The organism is Bartonella kosoyi (assembly GCF_003606325.2).
In the GTDB taxonomy this organism is placed as follows: domain Bacteria; phylum Pseudomonadota; class Alphaproteobacteria; order Rhizobiales; family Rhizobiaceae; genus Bartonella; species Bartonella kosoyi.
In genome coordinates this window covers 716717-737685 of the sequence record NZ_CP031843.2, presented here as the reverse complement: position 1 = coordinate 737685, position 20969 = coordinate 716717, and the positions used below count along the sequence as shown (strand labels likewise).

35 protein-coding genes and 1 pseudogene are annotated in these 20969 nt (G+C 39.5%); 28 read left to right on the top strand and 8 right to left on the bottom strand.

Translation table 11 applies throughout. The features are described 5' to 3' along the window. Window positions 1-59 precede the first annotated feature (59 nt). From D1093_RS03110 to D1093_RS03055, 12 genes are all read left to right on the top strand, one after another. The gene (locus D1093_RS03110; protein WP_120100901.1) at window positions 60-299 is read left to right on the top strand and encodes a helix-turn-helix transcriptional regulator; all 240 of its coding nucleotides are present in this window, start codon (window positions 60-62) and stop codon (window positions 297-299) included. A gap of 16 nt (window positions 300-315) precedes the next feature. Then, window positions 316-750, top strand: coding sequence for a hypothetical protein (locus D1093_RS03105; protein WP_120100899.1), 435 nt, complete (start codon window positions 316-318; stop codon window positions 748-750). Window positions 751-830: 80 nt separating this feature from the next. Next, complete coding sequence (locus tag D1093_RS03100) at window positions 831-1307, top strand: crossover junction endodeoxyribonuclease RuvC (RefSeq protein WP_120100898.1); 477 nt, start codon at window positions 831-833, stop codon at window positions 1305-1307. Beyond that, window positions 1300-1647 (top strand): YdaU family protein, encoded by a 348-nt coding sequence (locus tag D1093_RS03095; protein WP_012231588.1) that lies wholly within the window; start codon window positions 1300-1302, stop codon window positions 1645-1647. Before D1093_RS03100 ends, D1093_RS03095 begins: the two co-directional genes overlap by 8 nt. Next, window positions 1637-2818: a DUF1376 domain-containing protein gene (locus tag D1093_RS03090; RefSeq protein ID WP_150222265.1), complete on the top strand. Its 1182-nt coding sequence runs from the start codon at window positions 1637-1639 to the stop codon at window positions 2816-2818. Before D1093_RS03095 ends, D1093_RS03090 begins: the two co-directional genes overlap by 11 nt. After that, window positions 2796-3146, top strand: a complete 351-nt coding sequence (locus D1093_RS03085) for a hypothetical protein (protein WP_244614019.1) — start codon at window positions 2796-2798, stop codon at window positions 3144-3146. Before D1093_RS03090 ends, D1093_RS03085 begins: the two co-directional genes overlap by 23 nt. 169 nt (window positions 3147-3315) lie before the next feature. Then, window positions 3316-3663, top strand: coding sequence for a hypothetical protein (locus D1093_RS03080; RefSeq protein ID WP_120100893.1), 348 nt, complete (start codon window positions 3316-3318; stop codon window positions 3661-3663). Continuing rightward, window positions 3650-4165: a hypothetical protein gene (locus D1093_RS03075; protein ID WP_120102329.1), complete on the top strand. Its 516-nt coding sequence runs from the start codon at window positions 3650-3652 to the stop codon at window positions 4163-4165. Before D1093_RS03080 ends, D1093_RS03075 begins: the two co-directional genes overlap by 14 nt. A gap of 111 nt (window positions 4166-4276) precedes the next feature. Continuing rightward, window positions 4277-5149 (top strand): DNA adenine methylase, encoded by an 873-nt coding sequence (locus tag D1093_RS03070; RefSeq protein ID WP_120100616.1) that lies wholly within the window; start codon window positions 4277-4279, stop codon window positions 5147-5149. 25 nt (window positions 5150-5174) lie between these two features. Further along, window positions 5175-5549 (top strand): helix-turn-helix domain-containing protein, encoded by a 375-nt coding sequence (locus D1093_RS03065; RefSeq protein ID WP_120100614.1) that lies wholly within the window; start codon window positions 5175-5177, stop codon window positions 5547-5549. A gap of 141 nt (window positions 5550-5690) precedes the next feature. Continuing rightward, window positions 5691-6134, top strand: a complete 444-nt coding sequence (gene ssb, locus D1093_RS03060) for a single-stranded DNA-binding protein (protein WP_120100612.1) — start codon at window positions 5691-5693, stop codon at window positions 6132-6134. A 10-nt stretch (window positions 6135-6144) separates the two neighbouring features. Beyond that, window positions 6145-6687 (top strand): hypothetical protein, encoded by a 543-nt coding sequence (locus D1093_RS03055; protein ID WP_120100610.1) that lies wholly within the window; start codon window positions 6145-6147, stop codon window positions 6685-6687. 3 nt (window positions 6688-6690) lie between these two features. On the opposite strand, the gene D1093_RS03050 is transcribed toward D1093_RS03055, so the two are convergent. Both D1093_RS03050 and D1093_RS03045 read right to left on the bottom strand, forming a co-directional pair. Continuing rightward, on the bottom strand, window positions 6691-7113 hold the full coding sequence (locus D1093_RS03050; protein WP_012231075.1) for a hypothetical protein: 423 nt from the start codon (window positions 7111-7113) through the stop codon (window positions 6691-6693). Window positions 7114-7133: 20 nt separating this feature from the next. Next, the gene (locus D1093_RS03045; protein WP_038473319.1) at window positions 7134-7316 is read right to left on the bottom strand and encodes a type II toxin-antitoxin system HicA family toxin; all 183 of its coding nucleotides are present in this window, start codon (window positions 7314-7316) and stop codon (window positions 7134-7136) included. A 351-nt stretch (window positions 7317-7667) separates the two neighbouring features. Between D1093_RS03045 and D1093_RS03040 the strand changes: the two genes are divergently transcribed. From D1093_RS03040 to D1093_RS03020, 5 genes are all read left to right on the top strand, one after another. Then, a complete protein-coding gene (locus tag D1093_RS03040) occupies window positions 7668-7988 on the top strand; it encodes a hypothetical protein (protein ID WP_120100609.1) in 321 nt (106 codons plus the stop codon). Window positions 7989-7991: 3 nt separating this feature from the next. Further along, complete coding sequence (locus tag D1093_RS03035) at window positions 7992-8570, top strand: hypothetical protein (protein ID WP_120100607.1); 579 nt, start codon at window positions 7992-7994, stop codon at window positions 8568-8570. 356 nt (window positions 8571-8926) lie between these two features. Then, window positions 8927-9085, top strand: a complete 159-nt coding sequence (locus D1093_RS09900; RefSeq protein WP_167309083.1) for a hypothetical protein — start codon at window positions 8927-8929, stop codon at window positions 9083-9085. An 82-nt stretch (window positions 9086-9167) separates the two neighbouring features. Continuing rightward, window positions 9168-9911 (top strand): antA/AntB antirepressor family protein, encoded by a 744-nt coding sequence (locus tag D1093_RS03025; RefSeq protein ID WP_120100602.1) that lies wholly within the window; start codon window positions 9168-9170, stop codon window positions 9909-9911. Continuing rightward, the gene (locus tag D1093_RS03020; RefSeq protein ID WP_120100601.1) at window positions 9908-10186 is read left to right on the top strand and encodes a hypothetical protein; all 279 of its coding nucleotides are present in this window, start codon (window positions 9908-9910) and stop codon (window positions 10184-10186) included. Before D1093_RS03025 ends, D1093_RS03020 begins: the two co-directional genes overlap by 4 nt. A 55-nt stretch (window positions 10187-10241) precedes the next feature. On the opposite strand, the gene D1093_RS03015 is transcribed toward D1093_RS03020, so the two are convergent. From D1093_RS03015 to D1093_RS03000, 4 genes are all read right to left on the bottom strand, one after another. Beyond that, window positions 10242-10523: a type II toxin-antitoxin system YafQ family toxin gene (locus tag D1093_RS03015; RefSeq protein WP_120100599.1), complete on the bottom strand. Its 282-nt coding sequence runs from the start codon at window positions 10521-10523 to the stop codon at window positions 10242-10244. Beyond that, entirely contained in the window at window positions 10510-10773 is a 264-nt protein-coding gene (locus D1093_RS03010) for a type II toxin-antitoxin system RelB/DinJ family antitoxin (protein WP_100129267.1), read from the bottom strand. The genes D1093_RS03015 and D1093_RS03010 overlap by 14 nt, the downstream gene beginning before the upstream one ends. A gap of 102 nt (window positions 10774-10875) precedes the next feature. After that, entirely contained in the window at window positions 10876-11181 is a 306-nt protein-coding gene (locus tag D1093_RS03005; protein WP_120100597.1) for a BrnA antitoxin family protein, read from the bottom strand. Then, on the bottom strand, window positions 11159-11425 hold the full coding sequence (locus tag D1093_RS03000; RefSeq protein ID WP_120100595.1) for a BrnT family toxin: 267 nt from the start codon (window positions 11423-11425) through the stop codon (window positions 11159-11161). The genes D1093_RS03005 and D1093_RS03000 overlap by 23 nt, the downstream gene beginning before the upstream one ends. An 84-nt stretch (window positions 11426-11509) precedes the next feature. Here D1093_RS03000 and D1093_RS02995 point away from each other — a divergent pair, with 84 nt between their 5' ends. The 11 genes and pseudogenes from D1093_RS02995 (at window position 11510) to D1093_RS02940 (ending at window position 20296) form a co-directional block, all read left to right on the top strand. Then, window positions 11510-12061 (top strand): hypothetical protein, encoded by a 552-nt coding sequence (locus D1093_RS02995; RefSeq protein WP_120100594.1) that lies wholly within the window; start codon window positions 11510-11512, stop codon window positions 12059-12061. 30 nt (window positions 12062-12091) lie between these two features. Then, window positions 12092-14023, top strand: coding sequence for a phage terminase large subunit family protein (locus tag D1093_RS02990; RefSeq protein WP_120100592.1), 1932 nt, complete (start codon window positions 12092-12094; stop codon window positions 14021-14023). Between the two features lie 3 nt (window positions 14024-14026). After that, complete coding sequence (locus tag D1093_RS02985; protein WP_120100590.1) at window positions 14027-14275, top strand: phage head-tail joining protein; 249 nt, start codon at window positions 14027-14029, stop codon at window positions 14273-14275. Beyond that, window positions 14275-15819 (top strand): phage portal protein, encoded by a 1545-nt coding sequence (locus tag D1093_RS02980; RefSeq protein WP_120100588.1) that lies wholly within the window; start codon window positions 14275-14277, stop codon window positions 15817-15819. The genes D1093_RS02985 and D1093_RS02980 overlap by 1 nt, the downstream gene beginning before the upstream one ends. Then, on the top strand, window positions 15809-16876 hold the full coding sequence (locus tag D1093_RS02975) for a S49 family peptidase (RefSeq protein ID WP_120100587.1): 1068 nt from the start codon (window positions 15809-15811) through the stop codon (window positions 16874-16876). Before D1093_RS02980 ends, D1093_RS02975 begins: the two co-directional genes overlap by 11 nt. Continuing rightward, the gene (locus D1093_RS02970; protein WP_244614042.1) at window positions 16759-17139 is read left to right on the top strand and encodes a hypothetical protein; all 381 of its coding nucleotides are present in this window, start codon (window positions 16759-16761) and stop codon (window positions 17137-17139) included. Before D1093_RS02975 ends, D1093_RS02970 begins: the two co-directional genes overlap by 118 nt. After that, window positions 17136-17503, top strand: a pseudogene (locus tag D1093_RS02965) (head decoration protein). Before D1093_RS02970 ends, D1093_RS02965 begins: the two are co-directional and overlap by 4 nt. Window positions 17504-17515: 12 nt before the next feature. Then, a complete protein-coding gene (locus D1093_RS02960) occupies window positions 17516-18592 on the top strand; it encodes a major capsid protein (protein ID WP_120100585.1) in 1077 nt (358 codons plus the stop codon). Window position 18593: 1 nt separating this feature from the next. After that, complete coding sequence (locus D1093_RS02955) at window positions 18594-18950, top strand: head-tail joining protein (RefSeq protein ID WP_120100584.1); 357 nt, start codon at window positions 18594-18596, stop codon at window positions 18948-18950. A 330-nt stretch (window positions 18951-19280) separates the two neighbouring features. After that, window positions 19281-20021 (top strand): phage regulatory protein/antirepressor Ant, encoded by a 741-nt coding sequence (locus tag D1093_RS02945; protein WP_120100582.1) that lies wholly within the window; start codon window positions 19281-19283, stop codon window positions 20019-20021. Next, window positions 20018-20296 carry a hypothetical protein gene (locus tag D1093_RS02940; protein WP_120100581.1) on the top strand — a complete coding sequence of 93 codons (279 nt, stop codon included), beginning with the start codon at window positions 20018-20020 and terminating at the stop codon, window positions 20294-20296. Before D1093_RS02945 ends, D1093_RS02940 begins: the two co-directional genes overlap by 4 nt. A 46-nt stretch (window positions 20297-20342) precedes the next feature. On the opposite strand, the gene D1093_RS02935 is transcribed toward D1093_RS02940, so the two are convergent. Both D1093_RS02935 and D1093_RS02930 read right to left on the bottom strand, forming a co-directional pair. Next, window positions 20343-20639 (bottom strand): HigA family addiction module antitoxin, encoded by a 297-nt coding sequence (locus D1093_RS02935; protein WP_120100579.1) that lies wholly within the window; start codon window positions 20637-20639, stop codon window positions 20343-20345. A 16-nt stretch (window positions 20640-20655) separates the two neighbouring features. Further along, window positions 20656-20937 carry a type II toxin-antitoxin system RelE/ParE family toxin gene (locus D1093_RS02930; RefSeq protein WP_174767392.1) on the bottom strand — a complete coding sequence of 94 codons (282 nt, stop codon included), beginning with the start codon at window positions 20935-20937 and terminating at the stop codon, window positions 20656-20658. Window positions 20938-20969 lie beyond the last annotated feature (32 nt).

The window sequence follows — 20969 nt, the reverse complement described above, 5'->3', positions numbered from 1 at the left end:
TTTTTTAAATAAATTGTATACAATTGCGTATATGGTTAAAAATAATGGATTCAATTCAAATGGGCACAGAGGAAAAATTAAAGATTAAATCTATCCGAAAGTGTTTATCTCTAACACAAAAGGAATTAGCAGACCTTTTAGGCGTTAAGCAAGCTTCTGTTTGTCGTTGGGAACAAGGCAAAGGATTATCATTAAAAAGTTATCTGAAACTACAACAATTAAAGAACAGTTCTATGCCTGCTTTTACTATTGCTTCTACAGACAACAACAAACACCCACAGCATAATTCACAGGCTTAAAGAAGAAAGATCAGAGATGATAGATGTCCCGCATATCACTATAAGTAAAGTCAAGTTGATTAATCTTGTTAATAAGATTGGACGTGAAGACATATATTATGGTGTTCGCTCGCCTAATCAGACATGTGAAAGTTGCATAGATCCCTCATCAACAGGTTATCTTGTCTATATACTGCAAAATATTTTTGCGCGTGATGATAGAAATTATTTTCCGTTATTGCCATACGATGATTTTAATCAATGGTTTTCATCTGCCTTTACGCAAGCTTTTACAACTTGGTTTGATAATTATTTTTCTCAAGATTTGTCATCTTTTCATCGCCTAAATGAGCTACTTTTGTTTACAGCTTTAGTCGAAAGTAATCTTGGCTTCTTAAGGGATGACCTCATCAAAAAAAGAGAAGAAGAAATCAAATTAATAAATGATGCGTGTAGTGTGCGTCTGAATTGAGTTAATCCACTTTTTTAAACTTATGATTACGCGCTCTGTCACAGCACGCATATAAATACGTAGAGCCTAAGGGGGGGATTATGATCAATAACACGCGAACCATTCTCTGTCTTGATCTAGGTATCAAGACTGGCTGGGCTATTTGTGGTGCTGATGGTCACATCGTCAGTGGTGTCATGAATTTCCAGCCACGTCGTTTTGAAGGCGGTGGTATGCGTTACTTACGCTTTAAGAGATGTCTATCAGAAATAAAGCAGGCAGTAGGCGGCATTGATGCCGTGTATTTTGAAGAAGTACGCCGGCATATCGGTACTGATGCAGCCCATGTGTATGGCGGTTTGTTAGCAACCTTAACGGCGTGGTGTGAACATCATCAGATACCGTATGAAGGCATTCCTGTTAGCACAATTAAGAAAGCAACGACAGGAAAAGGAAACGCCTCAAAAGTAGAAATGATTAAGGCGATGTATGCAAAAGGGCACGCGCCTGAAGATGATAATGAAGCAGATGCTTTAGCAATTTTATATTTAAAGAAAGAAGGGGGCACACATGTCTAATGGTATGCCATGGATAAGATTCCATTTGTATGACTGGATAAGTGGTACAGATGGAATGACATTGGAGCAAAGGGGGGCTTATATGACGCTTCTCGTTCGCATGTATGATAAAAAAGCACCAATTAAAACAGACTTTCAAACGCTTGCACGCGCTTGCAATTGTTCGCAGAAAAAATTTGCAACGATTGTCGAATATCTCATGAGAAATGATAAACTTATTGAGATAGATGGCGGATTGTGGAATACGCGTGTTGAAGAAGAGCTTAATAACTTCAGTGAAGAGCTAGATAATTTTACCTCTAATAATAATGAAGAAAAGGAGGTAAAATATGTCAACTAAATTGGCTTGGACGAGACTTAATACAGACCAGTGGCTATTTAAACTCTCTGATTTACCACCTATGGAAGTCAATGTTTATGTGAAGTTACGGATAAGAATGTTACACACGCGTGAGCCTCTTTTGAATGATGCAGGAATATTATCTCATTTTACTTGTTGTTCAGTAAAAAGATTTGAAAAGGCGTTAAATTACTTATTTAGATCTGGGCACATCATTTCTTTAGAAGATGGTCGTTTGTGGAGTTCAGATGTTGAGGAAGAACTCAATAACTCAAATGAAAATATAAATAAATTTTCAGAGAGAGCAAAGAAGGCAGCACAGGCAAAATGGGAAAAACATCATAAAGCAAAAACAATGAGTGATGCTAAAAATGCTAAGCATGATGCTAACGGTATGCTTAAGGATGCTAAGCATGATGCTTGTGGGGATTTTAGCAATGCACAAGCAATGCTTAATGATGCCATTAACAATAACAATAACATATATAATAAAAAAACTAATACTATCGTATTAGCAAAAAAAGAAATTGGTTCTGAAAATTTAGAAACAACTGATTTGGTTCACGAACCAATCGAGGTTGATGCTGTTGAAAGCCAATCAGAACAAATCGAAACATCATCAGAAAACCAACCACCCATTCACGAGCAGACAAGCGTTCCCAAAAAAGCCAAGCGGTCAAAAGCTAATCGAGAGTGTTTTTTGCCTGATGATTTCGAACCTAATTTGCAATACGCAATCGACAAAGGATTAACGCATGATGAGGCGTTATTAGAATTCGAAAGATTTAAACTTCATTGGCAAAATAATCCAAATCGAAATGCTAAAAAAAGTGATTGGCAAAAGGCATGGTACAAGTGGATTACACACCAAGAATATGGATTGCTAGCCAAGAAACGAGAAAAATTAGAAAGGGAAAAACGCTATGCGAATGAACGCTATAAGCAACCAGCAAACAACTTCTCCAGCAACCTCGCAGAAAGCTTCAGTGACCTCAAAGCAGCAATCTATGCTGGCGATACTTACGGATCAGAATGCAGCAGAAATACAGAGACTATCAGTTCATTTGAAAGAACTTGCAAAGAGGGTGGACCGGAGTTGGTATCCTCGGATCTCTATGAGAGGAAAGCCGTTGACGCAGGAGGAAGAAGTGCAAACTTTGCAAGATTGTAACCGCTTACAAACACTGCTTTCACGGCAAGTTACAGTTGAACATATCGGGGCGGCAGCTTATTTGCTTTCTGGTCTCAAAATACCGGCAAATACAGACTCTGATGTTATCGCTTTGAACTATAGCATAGCGTTAGCAGACGCTTCAGAGCACGCTCTTAAACGAGCTGTTAAGGACGTTATACGTGGAGAAGCAAAGGGGTTATCAAAAACCTTTATGCCAACAGGGGCAGAGCTTGCAGATTATTGCAGAAATTTGAAAGCAGATCTTTTGTCAGAAGCATCAGTTGTAAAATTGTATTTAACGTCACCTAATAGAACAGCAAAATAGTGAAAAGTGCTGATGGTTTTGAGATTAGATATATGGGTTTAAACAGCTAAAAAAGTACCGTACAAAGCGATTTAAAGATTTTATGATGAAAACCACATCCGCAATACAAAACGCCTTGTACGGTCAAGTTTGAGATAAATAAACCCATAGGTAAAGTTAGGATTAAAACATGCCCATTTTAAAACATTTATCCTTAATAAACCGTAAAAAGCCCATGCAAAAAAAGTTTATCGCAACGGCTGTTGGGTATGTTCCTTGGGGAGACGGAGCAGCAGAGTATTTTTACAACCTCTACGAATATGAAGACGGCATAAGAGAGTGTGAAAAGTTTGACGGTGGTCAGTATTACACCATACCAGAAAAGGCAGATTTTAGCACCAAAGCGCAAGTAAAAGCATGGGTTTATGGTGGCAATTTGCCAAAAAGCGTTCTTAATTACGAACCTCTCATAGATGACATCAACAGAGAGATTAAAAAACTATCGAAAACCGCAGGAAATGAAAATGTTTACAGATAAGCAACTAAGAGCCTTGTTTGGCATTATAGTTTTTATATTTTTATGCTTTTTAGATATCAAAAAAAATCCCTATTTTATTCAAAGTATTTTGATATTTGCCTCTTTTGGTTTGATAATAATAACAAATATTTTTGTAATTTTATGCAATTCTCATATTCCTTTTGAATTGCAAAATAATCCAAAATATAAACATGATGATACAACGGGTTGGGTGATCCTAACACGTGATTTACAACAATATATGCACCGAATTTTAAATCTAATAATTTTAGCACTTGTCGTTTTAATTTTTCCAAATAGTTATGAAGAGGCTGTTTCTTTGCCTGTCACTTCTAAGCACGTGGAACACCAGTTTTCTTTTTCATTGGATACCGTATTTGGGTATTTAGACATTGTGCTTTGGTACTACTTTTTATGCTGTGTATTGTTTCTTATGTTTCGTACACGCAGTTTAATAAATATATCCATCTACATACTACAGTCTTGTACTAAAAAGCCATAGCAAAATTTCCAATTTATAAGACTTTTTAGGTTAATCGGTGCTGTATCTTCTTAACACTCTATTAATGAAATCAACTAAAGAAATCACAAACATATTGAAAGGGGTGTAGCAATGACTCATATCTGCTCACCATTGAGATATCCAGGCGGTAAAGCCATACTTTATGGAAAAATCAAAGAAATTTTTGAAAAAAATGGATTAAATGGATGTTCCTATAGGGAACCTTTTGCTGGTGGATGTGGGCTTGCGCTCAAGCTTCTTTTGAATAATGACGTTAAAGATATTCATATTAACGATATTGATCCATTCATTTGGAGCTTTTGGCATTGTGTCTTACACAAAACAGAAGAATTAATAGAAAAAATTAACACAACGGCCGTTAGCTTAGAAGAATGGTATAAACAAAAAGAAATTTCTTCTGAACAAGCAGATGTACTTAGCCTAGGATTTGCTGCACTCTTTTTAAATCGTACAAATCGATCTGGAATTATTAAAAATTCTGGTCCAATTGGAGGCAAAGGACAAAATGGCAATTATAAAATAAATTGCCGATTTAACAAAAAAAACATCATTGAACGCATTCTTCGCATAAGTACGCACAAAGATAGGATACATTTAACATGGTTAGATGCACGAGAGTTTTTGCTACGTTATGGGACAGATAAAGATGAAAATATTTTCTTTTATATGGACCCTCCTTATTTTAAAAAAGGACGAGGATTATATGCTTCATTTTATCAAGCTAACGATCATCAGGTATTAGAAAATACCCTTTCCCAACATGTGAATGCGCCCTGGTTGATCACCTATGATAATGTAGAAGAAATTAAATCTTTGTACAGAAAATATCCCTTAGTAGAATTCAACATACAGTATTCTCTACAGGAGAAAAGGCAAGCTACTGAACTGATGATTTTTTCGCCTAAAATCAAAATGCCTCAATTCTTAGAAAAGAACACAATATCACTTCTCAAAGCAGCTTGATTGCGTGAATAGGAGCTTTAATCAAATGCTTACACCATTTGGCAAAACCTTACGTAAAATTCGTATAGATCATGCAGAGCGTCTATTAGATATGGCTGAGAAATTAGGTATATCTGTAGCGTTTTTATCTTCTGTCGAGATTGGCAAAAAATCTGTGCCCGTTGGTATGGAAGAAAAGGTCATAGAATTATACGATTTAGATCAAGATATGGCTTCTCTCTTAAAACAAGAAGCTGATATTTATCGCAAGAATTTTACAATAAACTCTTCTGATCCACTTAACCATGAAATGCCTAACCCGTTTGTTAGAAATTTTAAGTGCCTTTCACAAAAAGATCTAACAGAATTCAAGGAATTCATGAAGAAAATAGAAAAGAAACAGCAAAATAAATTACCTTGATCTCCTTATCGTATAGGTATGCCGTAAAACATAATGTTATATGTTAATAATTAATAATATCATTTTGAAATAATTGAAAAAATAATAAAATTATACTAGTTTTTTTACATATTTAAACACAAACTTAAGGTAACAAAAAACATGTTGAATAAAGTGATCTTAATGGGCTATTTAGGGGCAGATCCCGAAAGCAAAACGATGACTTCTGGAGCTGAAATAGTCAATTTTAGGTTGGCTACTTCTGAAAGCTATACGGATAAAAACACGCACCAAAAAGTAGAGAAAACTGAATGGCACTCCGTAGTGGTTTTTAATCCGCATTTGGCAAAAATAGCACTTCAATATCTAAACAAAGGTTCAAAGGTTTATGTAGAAGGCAAATTACAAACCCGTAAATGGCAAGATAAAAATGGTCATGACCGTTACACAACAGAAATTATTTTGCCTCAATATAAAGGCGAGTTGTATTTGCTTGATGCAAAGAAAGAGCAATCTACCCCCTCACCCATTACTTCTCAAAATTATGCTATCGCCTCTGGTACTCAAGATTATAGCGCATCTCTTAATGATAGCGTCCCATTCTGATTGAAAAAATATGACAAAAAGAAAAAAACATGCAAAACGTGGGCGTCCACGGATTAAGGGATGTATCAGAGAACCCAACGGTCGTATCTCACGGACAAAAATGCCTCATGACCCCATTGATAAATTAGCAATAGAAATGCGTGCCAAACGCTTCTGTTTAACCATAGAAGAAGCAAAAAATCCGCTTTCCGCTACCTATATCGGACGGCTTTATCTGCAAGGTGTGATTAACCAAGATCAGTATGATGCAGCACAAAAATACCTTGAAGTGAGAAATAATTACCTCTGTGCAAAAGCCTTACCAAATGCAATTTATGATGATTTTACTCCTTCATCAAATGAAGAGGCACAACAACGATGGATTGAAAGAGCAACTCATTGTTATGAAGAAATGAAAGGGGTTATCAAAGAAGCACAATGTTTTTACCATCAATATAATCTTCATGCCGCATTACAATATCTTGTTAGTGAAGATCAATCACTATCTCATCTTGTAGGTTCGCTGTATGTTGCTCTTAATGCGCTCCATAAACATTTTACGCAAAACCAATAAGTTTCAAGCGGCATCTTGGATACTAATGGTAACTTCTTTGCCAAGAGTAATAAGAGTGGATTCTAAAGAGTCTAATTTTGTTGCGTGGTTTAAATCCAATAATCGGTCAATTTGTATTGGATTGAGTTTTAAAAGACGCGTAAGATCAGCTTTGCGTAAATTCTTTTCAACCATAGCGTTGTGTATTGCAATTTTTAAAATAACTAATGAAGATACTTCAACAAAAGGATAGGCAGCATCACGAGCTCCAAAAGGGACAACTTCTCGATCTTGGAAACGCCCCATAATAACTGTTAAAAGGGCATTTTTAGCGTGTTCCAAAGCCTCTTTTTCGTCGTTACCATAGGTAATAAATTCTTGAAAGTCTTTGGAAACGACAAGAAGAGTATCATTGTCATCTTTGATAAATTTAAGTGCATATTTCATTTACATCTCCATATTCAGACTTACCTTAGGTCAAGATCTTTAAGAATCTTTTGAACTAATCCCGTTCCTAATTCTTTCCGCGTACCATGCATAGGTAAAACGGATTTTTTAGAACCACGTTTTACAAGCAAATGGCCACCTTTCCCTGAGGTAAAACTGCAACCATGTTTCGTAAGATATCTTTTTAATTCTTGACTGTTCATAAATATAATATAACATCTAAAATGTTTAAATACAACATAAATGTTGTTATTTGTATAAAATTAAAGATTGGCTTTTAAAATACTAAGTTTTGATCAAAAAAATTAAAAATATATAATATCGTGATTTTTCTATTGACAATACGTGAAAAATCGTATTTAGTGGCAGTACGGCACTAGTCGTATTGTATCTAAAGTTCAAAAATATCCCCTAAAATTTGATAAAATATTAAGCTTTCAAGAGGGCTTAAAGTACTGTTTTTATTGATAAAACAGACTAATCTATTTTGCACATATCAAACGCCATTCAGTAACCAATGATGTCATTAATTCATTGCCTCAAAAGGAGCGAAGATGAAAGCAATCATCACCAAGCCAATGTGTGTTGTTGGCGATAATAAAAGCACTGTTCGTTTTGAAACTTCAACTCCCAATAATCCATTTGTTGAGATTTCTAATCAAGTCTACGCACGTCTCAAGCGTGCAAATGCTGCTAAACCCTTTGTTGATGTCAAAACAAAAATAAAACCCAACAAGACAATTGAACAGATTAAGCAGGTAGAAAAAGAACCCAACCAAACATCATCTGAAACAGTAACAGAGGAACCCTCATTCGAAAAACCAAAAGCACCTAAAGCTTCCAAGCCATCAACATCTACCCCCCAAAAGGCTTAAAAGTTGAAATTAATTATCCACCAAAAATGGTATCTTCAACAGGTGAAGGATACCTTCACAAGCCTTCAAGCCCCTCGCCTTAATTGGGCTCTGCGTAATGCTCTAAACACTGCAGCAAAACAAGTTGAACGCTTTACTGAAAAGCAAGTTACCGACATCTCATCAGCCCAAATAAAGCGTATAAGAAGAGGTGTTTATATTAAAGAAAAGGCGACAGCAAGATTTCTTGAGACAGATATCATTGGTTCTGGAACACCGATACCTCTTAAATTTTTTAAGGCAAAAGAAACAAAACGCGGCGTAACTTACACACTGTTTAAAAAGAAAGAAATCTTGCCCCATGGTTTTATCATGGGAGGCAGTTTTCCAAAACGTGTTGAATTAAAAATGGGAGGGAATGTGTTTCAAAGAGATGATGGAGACCAATTCCCTATTGCAAAACAGGAAGGACCATCAATTGCTAAAGTGATGTCCAAGCCAGAGATTGCAAGTGCTATTGCACAATATGCCAATGAAAGATTAACCAAAAATATACAGAGACAACTTGCTCGTCAAGAATACGCTGCTAATAAAAAAGGCTAGATCATGTTCTCAAGCTTTATCTCTATATTCCATATCTTTATGCGTTTAAGCATTCCCTATTCTTATTGCAATTTTAAAAAAAGATCATCATTTATGCTTTGTTTTTTCCATAAAAAAGTAAATAAAATCAATGTAAAAGGTACTTCCCAGCGGGTTGGCTTCGTTGCGGGGCAGGCTAGCGCGAACTATCGCTAGCGACAGAATTTTCAAATCAACTGTACATTGTACACACAACACATTGATAAATAACGAATTTAATGTGTATTTATATACACACTGTACAATAGCGTATTATTTTTAGAAAAAAGTTTTTATCACTTGACAAGGCAGTGATGTTATGTCTATTGCCGAATCAGGTGCCTAAGAAACACCTCAAAACAACAAGCGGATTGGTTGCCGAAATAATCAGTCTTCCGCACATTGTAAAGGCTTTGACTCATTATGCGCGTATAGCGTATACTGGTCTTGTCGGGTGTGGTTATGCCATAAAATACCCTTTCGGGGGAAAAGCATAACGACGGGCTTGTTGCCGTGTTTCTTAGCACCCGGCGCTCTTTTGGAGTGTCATTAAGAAACATCTATCAACAAGGAGTTCACATGAACACTCTTATTCCGATATCGGAACAAACTATTGATCAGGAAACTGTCCAAACCGTTAATGCTCGTGATTTGCATGCGTTTTTAGAAGTAAAAACCAGCTTTAAAGACTGGATTATCAGACGTATTCAAGACTGTAAATTTAAAGAAGGATATGACTTTTGCTCTTTTTTGAGCGAAAGTTCAGGTGGGCGTCCTTCTAAAGAATACCACATTACCTTAGACATGGCTAAACATCTTTCCATGATCGAACGTAATGATAAAGGGCATGAAGCACGTCAATACTTTATCAAATGTGAACGGCTTTTGAAACAAGTAGCAACACCACAAGTAGATCTTGCCAATGCATTGGAAAATCCTCTTACGATTAAACAGCTCCTTTTAGAGAGTATCAATCAATTAGAAGACTTAAGAAATGAGGTGAGTACACTCAAGCCAAAAGCAGAAGCTTTGGAAGGCTTAAAACGTTCTGATGGTTTGTTTGGTTTAATCGAAGCAGCGAAGATGTTAGAGGTGCGACCAAAGGATTTAAACGATTACTTGCGCAAACATGACTGGATCTATCGACGAGCTCCAGGAGCACCTTTGTTACCTTACCAAGATAAAATCAAGAAAGGATTCATGGATTGTCCTGCTATCACTATCCAAAGACCAGATGGTACAGAAAAGGTACTCCCTTCGACAAAAATCACATCCAGAGGTTTGGCATGTTTGAGAGAGCAAATCCATGGAGGTGTGCAATGAAGATAGATACCAACTTCTTATGTGATTTATGGATGGCATTATCTCAATTTTCTAGACATGAGAATATGAATGACAAAGATTGTACTGCTCTGGTTGATACTATGAGTGTCATAGAAAAAGCTTTAATTTCAAAACTTCAAGATGAGATGCCAAGTATACTCAAAATCTTAACAGTTCTCACAGATTTTGGCGATTCAGAATTACCACATAGCATGGATTCTTTGTTGCGCGCTTATGAACCAAATTTCGAGAGCCCCATTAAAAAGGTTGCTTAAGTAAAATATATACCTCCTCCTCGTTCTCAAAAATGGGGAGGGTTGTTAATTGACATTACAGATTAAGCTGTGAATGAGAACCAAGACGCACTAAAACGAGCCTCTCTTGACCAATCAAGCGATAGATCAAAACCAAATCAGGTCGAATATGACAATCCCGATAATCTTTCCAATTTCCAGTTAAAGCATGGTCATGATATCGAAGCTCTAAAGGTTGATCATTTGCTAATGCTGCGATGACTTTGCGTAAATCAGTATCTAAAAGATGCCGATATCGTCCTTTCATCTCACGCTTGAAATCACGTTTGAAGATAGTCGTACGTTCAATCGTCCGCATAGAGATCATCAAATAATTCGTCTACGGAATGAAACTTTTTTAAGTTGCCTTCATCAAGTTCAGCAAAAGCCGCTATGGTTTCTGCATTGGGTTGAAACAAAAAAGAAGGAATAGCTTTATCTTGCGCAATACGTGTCATCAACACTCTCACGACATCACTTACTGACAAACCAGAGGCTTGAATAACTTGATTAGCAACATTTTGAATTTCTTCCGGTACACGTGCTTGAACCATGCGACTGGTAGCCATAATGATTTCTCCTCTCTCAACTCAACTGTATTTCAATGTAATACAATTGGAGTTTAATTTCAACTGTAAAGCATTATTTTTAAAGTGGAGAGATCGTTTGACTTAACAACCGCTTGCTTTTTTTAAGACTTCACCCATACGTGTGCGCCAATCTTTTCCTTGTTTTTTAAAAGAGGCAATAACGTTTGGGTCGAGGCGGAGAGTAACCGCTTGTTTAGGAGATTCAACGGGGGGACGCCCACGTTTACGGCGCTCTTCTGTTACATACTTAAAAAAGGAGGCTGGTAAAACGTCTTTAGCTGGCTTTAAGCGTGCAAGTTCTTCATCTGTCAATGGTGGAGAATCCACAGCATCCCAATCTTCTTTTGCGTAATCACATCCTGCTTCAAAGTTTTTTTTGATAGTCATTGAAAATCTCTCTTTCTTTTTTATTAGCTCGACGAAAACTGATAATGGATATCGCTTCATTGCCAAGCTTTGCAAAAACAATAACTGTTGTGCCATCCGCAAAATGTCCAATAGCCTTCATGCGGTTTGAATGGGTCGCATCAATAAGGGCATGCTCCCAATCAAAGTAAATAACATCAGCAAAATCAAGCTTATGTTTAATAATGTTCAAAGCTCTTTTTGGTTCATCCCACACTATCTTCATATATTTTATGTACACGAAAAATAAAACCTTGTCAATAATTAAAGTGTACAATAATTCGTATAAACCATTCAAAATGGAGCCACTATGAATAAGAAAACGCGTAAGGGTTTATCGCTCCGTGCATTTGCCAAAAAGATGCGTGTTTCTCCTAATGCGGTGGTTTCTCGATTTAAGACAGGTAAATTTGATAAGGCTCTTTTTGAAGATGGTTCCGTCAATGAAGCGCTTGCAACAGCTATCTGGAATGAGAATCCAACAAAACGCCCTGCTCCATTTTTAGCACCGGATGGTCAACCGCGGACAAAGATCAAACAAACCTCTACAGAGGCGGCCAATGAATACAAGATTAAACTGGAGCGAATGCAAGTTGCTCTTGAAAGCGAAAAGATTGCCCTTGAACGCTTACGCGAAACAACTGTTGATCGTGAAGAAGTCAAGAGAGCTGCCCGTGAGTTTGGAAGAGCACACCGTGACGCCATGTTGAATTTTCCTCATCGATTTGGTGCAAGCATTGCCGCACAAGTTGGATGTGATGCTGCAAGCCTAATCGGTGCCATTGATTATTACATACGAAAGGCTTTGCTTGAAGCTGTTCATATTCCAGTTCCTTATCATGATCCTCAACCTCCAGAATGAGAGCGTTTTGGGGCGAGCAAAGAATGAATAATGGATGAGAATGCTGTTACAGAATTTTTCGCCCATGCCAATGATGCAAGACAACCGGACCCACCATATACGGTTTCCCAATGGGCAGACAAGAATAGATACCTTAGCACGGTAGCCAGTGCTGAACCTGGATTGTGGAGAACAAAACGCACCCCCTATTTGCGCGAAATCATGGATAATCTTTCCTCTTACGTGCCGATTGAAACAACCATTGTCATGAAAGGAGCGCAGGTTGGCATGTCAGAGGCAGGATTGAATTTCTGCGGTTATGCTATTCATTATAGTCCAGGACCTGCCCTTTATGTCATGCCGACCGTTGAGACAGCCAAAAAGCTTTCAAAGACGCGTCTTGATCCCATGATTATGGCAAGTCCAGTTTTAAGTGAACGCATAGCCCCAGCGCGAGCACGTGACAGCGGGAATACCATGTTTTCGAAAGAGTTTGATGGTGGAGCACTGATGCTTACAGGAGCAAACAGTGCAGCTGGTCTGCGTTCTATGCCTATTCGTTATCTGATTTTGGATGAGGTTGATGGTTATCCTCTCAGTGTCGATAACGAAGGTGATCCAGTGATGATTGCGGAAAAGCGCACATCAACCTTTGTACAACGAAAGATCTTTAAATTGTCCACTCCCACCCATCGTGACACAAGCCGTATTGCCAAGGATTTTGTGCTAGGAGACCAGCGATATTATAACGTGCCTTGTGATGAATGTGGTACACTCCAGCCGATTGTTTGGTCACAAATCAAATGGCCAAAAGGGGCTCCCGAAAAAGCTGTTTTTGTTTGTGCGCATTGTGGTCATGAACATGCCGAACACCGAAAAACAGATCTCATGTGTGAAGAAAGAGGTGCATGCTGGGTCCCAACCAGTGAGTCAAGCAGACTGAATTTGCGTTCTTATCATATTTCAGCACTCTATTCACCTTGGCTTACATGGGGGGAATGTGCAAGAGAGTTTTTAAATGCCAAAGATGATCCAGCTCTTCTACAGCCTTTTGTCAATACAGTTCTTGGAGAGCCATGGGAGGACAGAACAGGCGAAGTTGTTGATCCAGACAGCCTCTATGCAAAACGCGAAGATTATCCCCTTGCACCAGAACAAGCCGTCGTGTTGACAGCAGGCATTGATGTGCAAAATGACCGTTTAGAGCTTGAAGTGGTGGGATGGGGGCGTAGTGAAGAAAGTTGGCATATTGATTACCAAGTTATCCTTGGTGACCCCTCTTCTTTTGAAGTGTGGGACCAATTGGATGAATATCTTGCAAAGCGCTGGCCGCATCCAGGCTATAAAGACGGTATTAGGATAACAGCGGCTTGCATTGATACCGGTGGTGGACACACACAGGCAGTTTATAACTATGTGCGTCCGCGTGAGGGGCGGCGCATCTGGGGCATTAAGGGACAAGCTGGCTGGCGTGCGGTATGGCCACGCCGACCAAGCAAAAACAATAAAGGGCAGATTAATCTTTATATTGTTGGGGTTGACGCCGCGAAAGATATCATTACAGCACGGTTTAAAAAATCGGGTCCCGAAGCAACGGGGGCTGGCGCAACACACTTTCACAAAAGCCTTGACCAGGAATATTTTGCCCAGCTAACCGCTGAAAGAAAAGTCATCAAATATTTTAAAGGCTTCAAGCGTATTGAATGGCAAAAAAGTGAAAAGGCAAGAAACGAAGCCTTGGATTGTAGAGTCTATGCTTATGCGGCTTTGCAAGGGCTGATTTCGGCAGGAATAAACCTTAATCGAGAAGTCGATATCTTAGAAGAGCGTTTGGAAAAACTTAAAATTGCTGAAAGCTCTTTGGAAGAAAAAACATCTAGGATTTCTTCATTCACTTCTCCAAGAAGATCTCAGATAGCACAACCTCAAAGGAAACAATCCAGAACGGTGATGAATCCTTATATGCAAGGGGATTGGAGGTAATTTGTGGATGAAACTTTAGAACCAATGAACAGCAAATTTTCGAGACTGGAAAGTTTAAAAAGGCGGCGAGAGCAAATTGAAGAGGCTCTTTATTCGGGTGCGCAATCGGTACGCCATGGCGATAAGCAAGTAAGCAACCGCTCTGTTGAGGAATTGCGCAGAGCTCTTGAAATGATCAATACGCAAATAGCGGACCTTGAAGGGCGTAAAGGTTCACGCGTGTTCTATTTTAACATATCACGAGGCTATTAATGGCTGGCTTTCTCAATAAACTCACGGGCTTTTTTACAATTTCTCGTCAACACAATCCCCATTTTGAAGCTGCAAGCAAAAGCCGTCGCATGGGTGGTTTTGATCCCGCAAAAAAACATATCAATAAAGCCATTGAAGAATGCGGTGATACTATTGTTGCCCGTTCAAGATGGCTTTATGACAATGAAGCTCTTTACGGTTCTGCAACGGAAGAATGGGTCTCTGCGGCTGTTAGTGATGGGATTAAGCCTTATCCTCGCATTGAAGGTTTTCAAGAAGAGAAGAAAAAGCTTTTAGACTTATGGTGGCAATGGGTTGATGAAGCCGATTATGATGAAGATGCCAGCTTTTATGGGCTGCAAGCAACCATTGCCCGAGAGGTCTTTTTAACCGGAGAATGCTTTGTAAGATTGCATTATGTTGACCTTTATGGGCGCTCTGGTGTGCCTCTTCAGTTGCAAGTTTATCCCACTGAAATGCTGGACCTTACTTACAATGGACCTGCTGAGATTGAAGGCAATTACATTCGTATGGGAATTGAGTTTAATGCAAGTGGTAAGCGCGTTGCTTATCATTTCTGGGAACATCATCCCTATGATGATTGCCCTGCAAACAGAGCTTTTAAGAGCCAAGAGCGCATACGTGTGCCTGCTGAAATGGTCCTTCATATCAAAGAACGCCGGATTGCCGGACAATTGCGCGGTTCTCCCAAAATAACGCGCTCTATGACAAAAATCTTTCAACTCGAATCCTATGATGATGCAGAACTTGATCGAAAAAGGACGGCGGCTCTTTTCGCAGCGTTTGTCAAGGACAATTCCCCAAACGTCGCAAAATTATCCGATAATCGTGATAAAAACGACGTTGAAGAAGAATACGAAGCACCTGCCATTGCACCCGGTGCATCTCTTTATTTAGGAGAGAATAAAGATGTTACATTCTCTAATCCTGTTGAGGTTGGAGGTTCTTATGAGGCTTTTCAGTATCGTAATATTTTAAAAATTTGCTCGGCTCTCAATATGCCTTATGCCGTTGTGACAGGAGACGTTACGCGCGGTAATTTTTCCAATGTGCGAACTTCTATCATTCAGTTTAGACGGCATGTCAAACAATGGCGTGAACATATCATTGCCTTTCAGTTTAACCGCATTATTTGGGAACGTTTTGTTGAAATGGCCGTACTTTCTGGACGCATTCACTTACCCGGATGGGAAGAAAATCCCTTGCCATGGCTTCAATGTGAAAGCTTTGCACCCCCGCTTGAAATGATTGATCCAAACAAGGATATTTCGGCAGAAAAAGAAGAAATTCGTGCTGGCTTGAAAACACGACGCATGGCACTAGCCGAACGCGGCTTTGATATCGACAGCATTCATGCCGAACTTGAGGAAGAACACACAGATGCTCGTGCACGCGGCTTATCTTTTGACACGGATATGGCAGCACCTTCTAGTGAAAATCAAGCGATTGGTGATGAAGATTCAGAGACTTCTGAGACTTATGAAAGCAACCAAGGCAGCGAGGCACACAAAAATGGTGAGTAATATTGACATGCCGTTTTTGGCATCACGGCTTTTTGGGGTTCCACACATGCTTGCCTCCACAAAGCTTGACATTATCCTTAATGCTCTTGCTCCACGGCTTTTTGCAGGTGAAAAGTTTCCCATTGAAGCTTATTCGCAAGGGAATACAAAAGCTTTAAGACCACCAGAAACCTATGTAGTACAAAACAATATTGCCATCATACCGGTTCATGGCACACTTGTACGCCGTGGCGCATGGCTTGGAGCTTTATCGGGCTTGACTTCTTATGAAGGTTTAAGAGCTTCTTTTCGTGAAGCCATTGCACAGCCTGATGTGAAGGCTGTCTTACTTGATATTGACAGTGGTGGTGGAGAAGCCGGTGGCATCTTTGATTTGGTTGAAGAGTTTCAAACCCTTTCAAAACAATATGCCAAGCCCATTTGGGCGCATGCCAATGAATTTGCTTGCTCGGCGGCTTATGCCATTGCTTGTGCGGCTTCTCAAATATGGATTGCACGCACGGGTGTTGTTGGCTCCATTGGAGTTGTTTGCGCCCATCTTGACCAATCCCGTGCAGATGAGAAACAGGGACTTAAATGGACCTTTGTTTTTGAAGGTGATCACAAAACGCATGGCAATTCTCACGAACCACTCGCCGATACAGCACAGATAAAAATGCAAGCCGATTGCGCCCTGCTCTACGAAATGTTTGTCGATTTGGTTGCAAAAAACAGACCTCTGAGTGCAGACGCAATTCGTGACACAAAAGCAGAAACTTTTATAGGCACCCAAGCTTTAGAGCTTGGATTAGCAGATGCGCAGGGCACTCTTGCGCAAGCTTTGGAAGCCTTAACGGATTCCATATCACAACCCCCAACAGCAACAAAAAAAGGACAAAACACATGGCACGCACCCTATACCGCGCCGAAGAAGATGATGATGAAAAAATTATCGACGTCATTAATGAGGACGAAGAGGACGAAAACGAGAGCGACATTGACGAAGACACTCAAGACTTCGACGACGAAGAGGAAAACGAAGACGAAGATGAGGACGAAGATAAGCAAGAAAGCGTAAAAGCTGCTCTTGAAAAGGAAAGAAAACGTGGCGAGGCACTAACAAACCTTGAAAGGCAAGCAAAGCGCTTAGGCGTTTCTTTTGATGCAGCAAAAGCCATTAAAAGCGGCATGAGTGTTGAGAAAGCAAAAAATGTTGTTTTAACCGCAGCTGTCTCGAAAAGTTCCTCTTTAAAACTATCAACCACAGCTCCCCATAGGGATGGGACGAGCAAGGAAAAAATTTATGCAAAATGGGAAACAGCTTGGAGGGCAATAAAATGAGTCAAGTTTTTTATGAAGACATCCGCAATGGCGCTTATCTTGGACCCTACGATACGGATATGTCAAACGAAGAAGTGGTTTTTGCATCAGGAGCATTCATTGAAGCAGGAACTATCATGGGGAAAATTACCGCGTCAGAAAAATATACCCCCTTAATCCAGCAGCATCAGATGGCAGTCAAATCCCTGCGGGGATTTCTTTTGCCACTGTTGATGCAACAGAGGCAGATCAACGTGCCGTGATGACAGCACGCTTATGCACTGTAAAGGCTTCTGAACTACTATGGCCAGATGCCATTACAGATGAACAAAAAAGTGCTGCCATTCAGTCTCTTGAAGACCATAACAATATTTTATTGCGATAGGAGAATGCGCACATGGATATGAATTTTTTTAAACATGATGCTTTCTCAGCCACCACCATGATGAAAGCGATTGAAAACTATGAGTTTCAACCGGGGCTTATTAGTTCTCTTAATCTTTTTGAGGAAGTGGAAACAAGCACCACAGTGGTTGGTATTGAAAGACGTGACAATACATTGTCCTTGATTCAAACCAGTGAACGTGGCGCCCCCTTGGCAGAAGGTGATAGAGATGGACGTAATCTTCGGTTTTTCAAAACAACACGGATTGCCAAAAGTGACACGGTGAAATCAGAGGAAATCCAAAACCGACGTGAATTTGGGACAGAAGATCAACTCGAGACAGCAATGAAATATATTGCCAGAAAACAAAAGAAACTGATTTCTGAAATCGAATTGACATGGGAAAACATGCAACTTGGCGCTGTTCAAGGGGTGGTTCTTGATGCCGATGGCTCTGTCATTGTCGATTGGTACAAGGAATGGGAAATCGCACCACCAAAGCCAATTGATTTTAAACTCAATGTTGAGACAACCAATGTTGCGGACCATGTTGATCAAGTCATTATGAAAATGATTGAAGCTTCAAAGGGAGCGTTTTCTGATCGTTCACGCATTATTGGGCTTTGTGGAAATGAATTTTTCTCCAAATTGAAAAACCATAAAACAATTCGTGAAACCTATCTCAACACAGCTCTTGCACAAACTTTAAATAGTGCTGGAGGTGTTGCAACACCAAGTTCGATTGGCTCTGGGAGCTTTGGCAGTTTTGACTTTGCGGGCGTTACTTTCATTAATTACCGGAGTATTCACAACTATAATGTGAGTGCGAAGGCTGGGACAAAGCGCGCCATAGGCATTAAGCCTGATGAATGTCAATTCTTGCCTGCCAATGCGCCGGGAGTGTTTCAAAAAACCTTTGCACCAGGAGAAAGTTTGGATTTTGCCAACACGGTTGGAAAACCTCTCTACACCATGCTGATCGTTGATCACGACCGTAATGCATGGGTAAAACCAGAGGTCTATAGCTATCCGCTTTACATCTGCACACGCCCTGAAATGCTCTTTAAAGCGGTTAGTGGAGGAAAATAACATGCGATGGCACGGGTTGCTTCATAAAATGATTCAAGATGTGCGCAACACCTTTGGGCAACCCGTCATCTACACGCGAAAGGATAATCAACAATCGTTTCAAATTACAGCGATTTACACCATTAAACATTCGGAATCGGAGGCTGGTGGCAGAATCCCCACCACAATCGCAAAAAAGGAACTTGACCTTTGTATCAATGATATCGGGGGAATACCACCAAAACCTCAAGATAGTATTGTGATCATCTCACCTGAAAACAATAAATCCCCCTCTTCTCAAGAGCACTTCGTGGTCACAGATGTCCAAGCCTCTGAATCCGGCATGTACAAGCTTATCTTACGAGAACAGAAACAATAAGGCACCTTTGTCTAGCAAGCTGTTTTGATTATTGTTATAAAAATATTACGTTCCCACTTGACAATGTGGCGACAATATGAATAATCGAATCAGGTGCCTCAAAAACACCTTAAAATACCAAGCGGATTGATTGCCGAAATAATCAATCTTCTGAACATTAAAGATTTTGACTCATTATATGTGGTAGCATATAAAGATCTTGTCGGGTGTGGTTGTGCTATAAAATACCTTCGCAGGGAAAGCATAACGACGGACTTGGTACCGTGTTTTTGAGCACCCGGCACTCTTTTAGAGTGTCAATCAAAAACGTCTATTACCAAGGAGTTCATTATGAACACACTTATAGAAATTAAAGAAAGCACTGCTAATAGTGCTACCACTCAGACTATGTCTAGTCGCGAAATTGCTGAGTTGTGCGGTAAAAGACATGACCATGTCATGCGTGACATTAAACAAATGTTAGGAGAATTAAACTCTGAAAGTACTGCCCCCAAATTTGGGGTGAGTGATTTTTCAGGATTATACAAAGACTCAACAGGGCGTACACTTCCTTGTTACAACCTTCCAAAGCGTGAATGTCTAATTCTTGTTTCTGGTTATAACACTACTTTACGAGCAAAGATTATTGACCGTTGGCAAGAATTGGAAAAGCAAGTAGCAACACCACAAGTTGATTATTCCAAACCCGAAGCATTACTTGGTGTTTTAAATCACTTACAAAATCAAATCGAGCAGAAGGATAACACCATTGCCGAATTGGCTCCAAAAGCAGAGGCTTTGGAAGGTTTAAAACGTTCTGATGGTTTGTTTGGTCTTATCGAAGCTGCGAAGATGTTAGAGGTGCGACCAAAGGATTTAACGGATTACTTGCGTAAACATGATTGGGTCTATCGACGGGCTCCAGGGGCGCCTTTGTTGCCTTATCAGGACAAGATCAAGAAAGGCTTTATGGACTGTCCTGCTATCACCATTCAAAGACCGGATGGTACAGAAAAGGTACTCCCTTCAACGAAAATCACATCCAGAGGATTGGCATGTTTGAGAGAGCAAATCCATGGAGGTGTACAATGAAGATAGATACCAACTTCTTGTGCGATTTATGGATGGCATTATCTCAATTTTCTAGACATGGAAATATGAATGATAAAGATTGTACAGCTCTGGTTGATACTATGAGTGTCATAGAAAAAGCTTTAATTTCAAAACTCCAAGATGAGATGCCAAGTATACTTAAAATCTTAACAGTTCTCACAGATTTTGGCGATTCAGAATTACCGCATAGCATGGATTCTTTATTGTGCGCTTATGAACCAAATCTCGATAGCCCCATTAAAAAGGTTGCTTAATTAAAAAACATGACTCATCTCCCCCACTTCAAAGGTGGGGAGGTGGTTAAATTGTACATTCAAATTTATTAATTTTGGCAAATTCATCTGCTTTTTCGGCTTGTAAAATATGAACATCATAAGCAGCTTGCATATTAAGCCAAAATTCAGCTGTCGTATCAAAAAAAGAAGCCAGTCTGAGAGCCGTATCAGGAGTTATTGGACTATTTTCCGCAACAATACGTTCTATCCTCGTGCGTGGAACATTCAATGCTTTTGCAAGGGCATAAGCAGAAAGAGCATATTCTTTTAAATATTCCTCCCGTAAAATTTCTCCAGGATGTATTGCAATATAATTTTTCATCTCGACCTCCTATAGATCAATGATAATCTACAATTTCAACTTCATAGGCACCATTAGTACGCCATTCAAAACAAAGACGAAACTGGTTATTAATACGAATAGAATATTGACCTTTACGCTCTCCTTTCAATGCTTCTAAATGATTTCCTGGAGGACTGCGCAAATCTTTAAGATCAACTGCTTTATCGAGCATAAACAATTTTCTTTGTGCTATGCGTACCAATGTTGCAGGAAAACCTTTGGGCGTCTTGCCTTCTAAAAGATCTTTACACCGCTTATCCACAAAAGATTCAATCACCAAATCACCTCTATTCGTTCTTTTATGTATCG

Excerpts from the sequence above, each read along its gene's own strand:
- D1093_RS02975 (WP_120100587.1), top strand. The coding sequence starts at position 15,809 with ATGGTGAGTAATATTGACATGCCGTTTTTGGCATCACGGCTTTTTGGG.
- D1093_RS03070 (WP_120100616.1), top strand. The coding sequence starts at position 4,277 with ATGACTCATATCTGCTCACCATTGAGATATCCAGGCGGTAAAGCCATA.
- D1093_RS02980 (WP_120100588.1), top strand. The coding sequence starts at position 14,275 with ATGGCTGGCTTTCTCAATAAACTCACGGGCTTTTTTACAATTTCTCGT.
- D1093_RS03005 (WP_120100597.1), bottom strand. The coding sequence starts at position 11,181 with ATGACTATCAAAAAAAACTTTGAAGCAGGATGTGATTACGCAAAAGAA.
- D1093_RS02990 (WP_120100592.1), top strand. The coding sequence starts at position 12,092 with ATGGATGAGAATGCTGTTACAGAATTTTTCGCCCATGCCAATGATGCA.
- D1093_RS03075 (WP_120102329.1), top strand. The coding sequence starts at position 3,650 with ATGTTTACAGATAAGCAACTAAGAGCCTTGTTTGGCATTATAGTTTTT.
- D1093_RS03110 (WP_120100901.1), top strand. The coding sequence starts at position 60 with ATGGGCACAGAGGAAAAATTAAAGATTAAATCTATCCGAAAGTGTTTA.
- D1093_RS03050 (WP_012231075.1), bottom strand. The coding sequence starts at position 7,113 with ATGAAATATGCACTTAAATTTATCAAAGATGACAATGATACTCTTCTT.
- ssb (WP_120100612.1), top strand. The coding sequence starts at position 5,691 with ATGTTGAATAAAGTGATCTTAATGGGCTATTTAGGGGCAGATCCCGAA.
- D1093_RS03080 (WP_120100893.1), top strand. The coding sequence starts at position 3,316 with ATGCCCATTTTAAAACATTTATCCTTAATAAACCGTAAAAAGCCCATG.
- D1093_RS03100 (WP_120100898.1), top strand. The coding sequence starts at position 831 with ATGATCAATAACACGCGAACCATTCTCTGTCTTGATCTAGGTATCAAG.
- D1093_RS03055 (WP_120100610.1), top strand. The coding sequence starts at position 6,145 with ATGACAAAAAGAAAAAAACATGCAAAACGTGGGCGTCCACGGATTAAG.
- D1093_RS03105 (WP_120100899.1), top strand. The coding sequence starts at position 316 with ATGATAGATGTCCCGCATATCACTATAAGTAAAGTCAAGTTGATTAAT.
- D1093_RS03045 (WP_038473319.1), bottom strand. The coding sequence starts at position 7,316 with ATGAACAGTCAAGAATTAAAAAGATATCTTACGAAACATGGTTGCAGT.
- D1093_RS02945 (WP_120100582.1), top strand. The coding sequence starts at position 19,281 with ATGAACACACTTATAGAAATTAAAGAAAGCACTGCTAATAGTGCTACC.
- D1093_RS03025 (WP_120100602.1), top strand. The coding sequence starts at position 9,168 with ATGAACACTCTTATTCCGATATCGGAACAAACTATTGATCAGGAAACT.
- D1093_RS03000 (WP_120100595.1), bottom strand. The coding sequence starts at position 11,425 with ATGAAGATAGTGTGGGATGAACCAAAAAGAGCTTTGAACATTATTAAA.
- D1093_RS03065 (WP_120100614.1), top strand. The coding sequence starts at position 5,175 with ATGCTTACACCATTTGGCAAAACCTTACGTAAAATTCGTATAGATCAT.
- D1093_RS02940 (WP_120100581.1), top strand. The coding sequence starts at position 20,018 with ATGAAGATAGATACCAACTTCTTGTGCGATTTATGGATGGCATTATCT.
- D1093_RS03095 (WP_012231588.1), top strand. The coding sequence starts at position 1,300 with ATGTCTAATGGTATGCCATGGATAAGATTCCATTTGTATGACTGGATA.
- D1093_RS03090 (WP_150222265.1), top strand. The coding sequence starts at position 1,637 with ATGTCAACTAAATTGGCTTGGACGAGACTTAATACAGACCAGTGGCTA.
- D1093_RS02955 (WP_120100584.1), top strand. The coding sequence starts at position 18,594 with ATGCGATGGCACGGGTTGCTTCATAAAATGATTCAAGATGTGCGCAAC.
- D1093_RS02960 (WP_120100585.1), top strand. The coding sequence starts at position 17,516 with ATGGATATGAATTTTTTTAAACATGATGCTTTCTCAGCCACCACCATG.
- D1093_RS02935 (WP_120100579.1), bottom strand. The coding sequence starts at position 20,639 with ATGAAAAATTATATTGCAATACATCCTGGAGAAATTTTACGGGAGGAA.
- D1093_RS02995 (WP_120100594.1), top strand. The coding sequence starts at position 11,510 with ATGAATAAGAAAACGCGTAAGGGTTTATCGCTCCGTGCATTTGCCAAA.
- D1093_RS03040 (WP_120100609.1), top strand. The coding sequence starts at position 7,668 with ATGAAAGCAATCATCACCAAGCCAATGTGTGTTGTTGGCGATAATAAA.
- D1093_RS03020 (WP_120100601.1), top strand. The coding sequence starts at position 9,908 with ATGAAGATAGATACCAACTTCTTATGTGATTTATGGATGGCATTATCT.
- D1093_RS03010 (WP_100129267.1), bottom strand. The coding sequence starts at position 10,773 with ATGGCTACCAGTCGCATGGTTCAAGCACGTGTACCGGAAGAAATTCAA.
- D1093_RS03015 (WP_120100599.1), bottom strand. The coding sequence starts at position 10,523 with ATGCGGACGATTGAACGTACGACTATCTTCAAACGTGATTTCAAGCGT.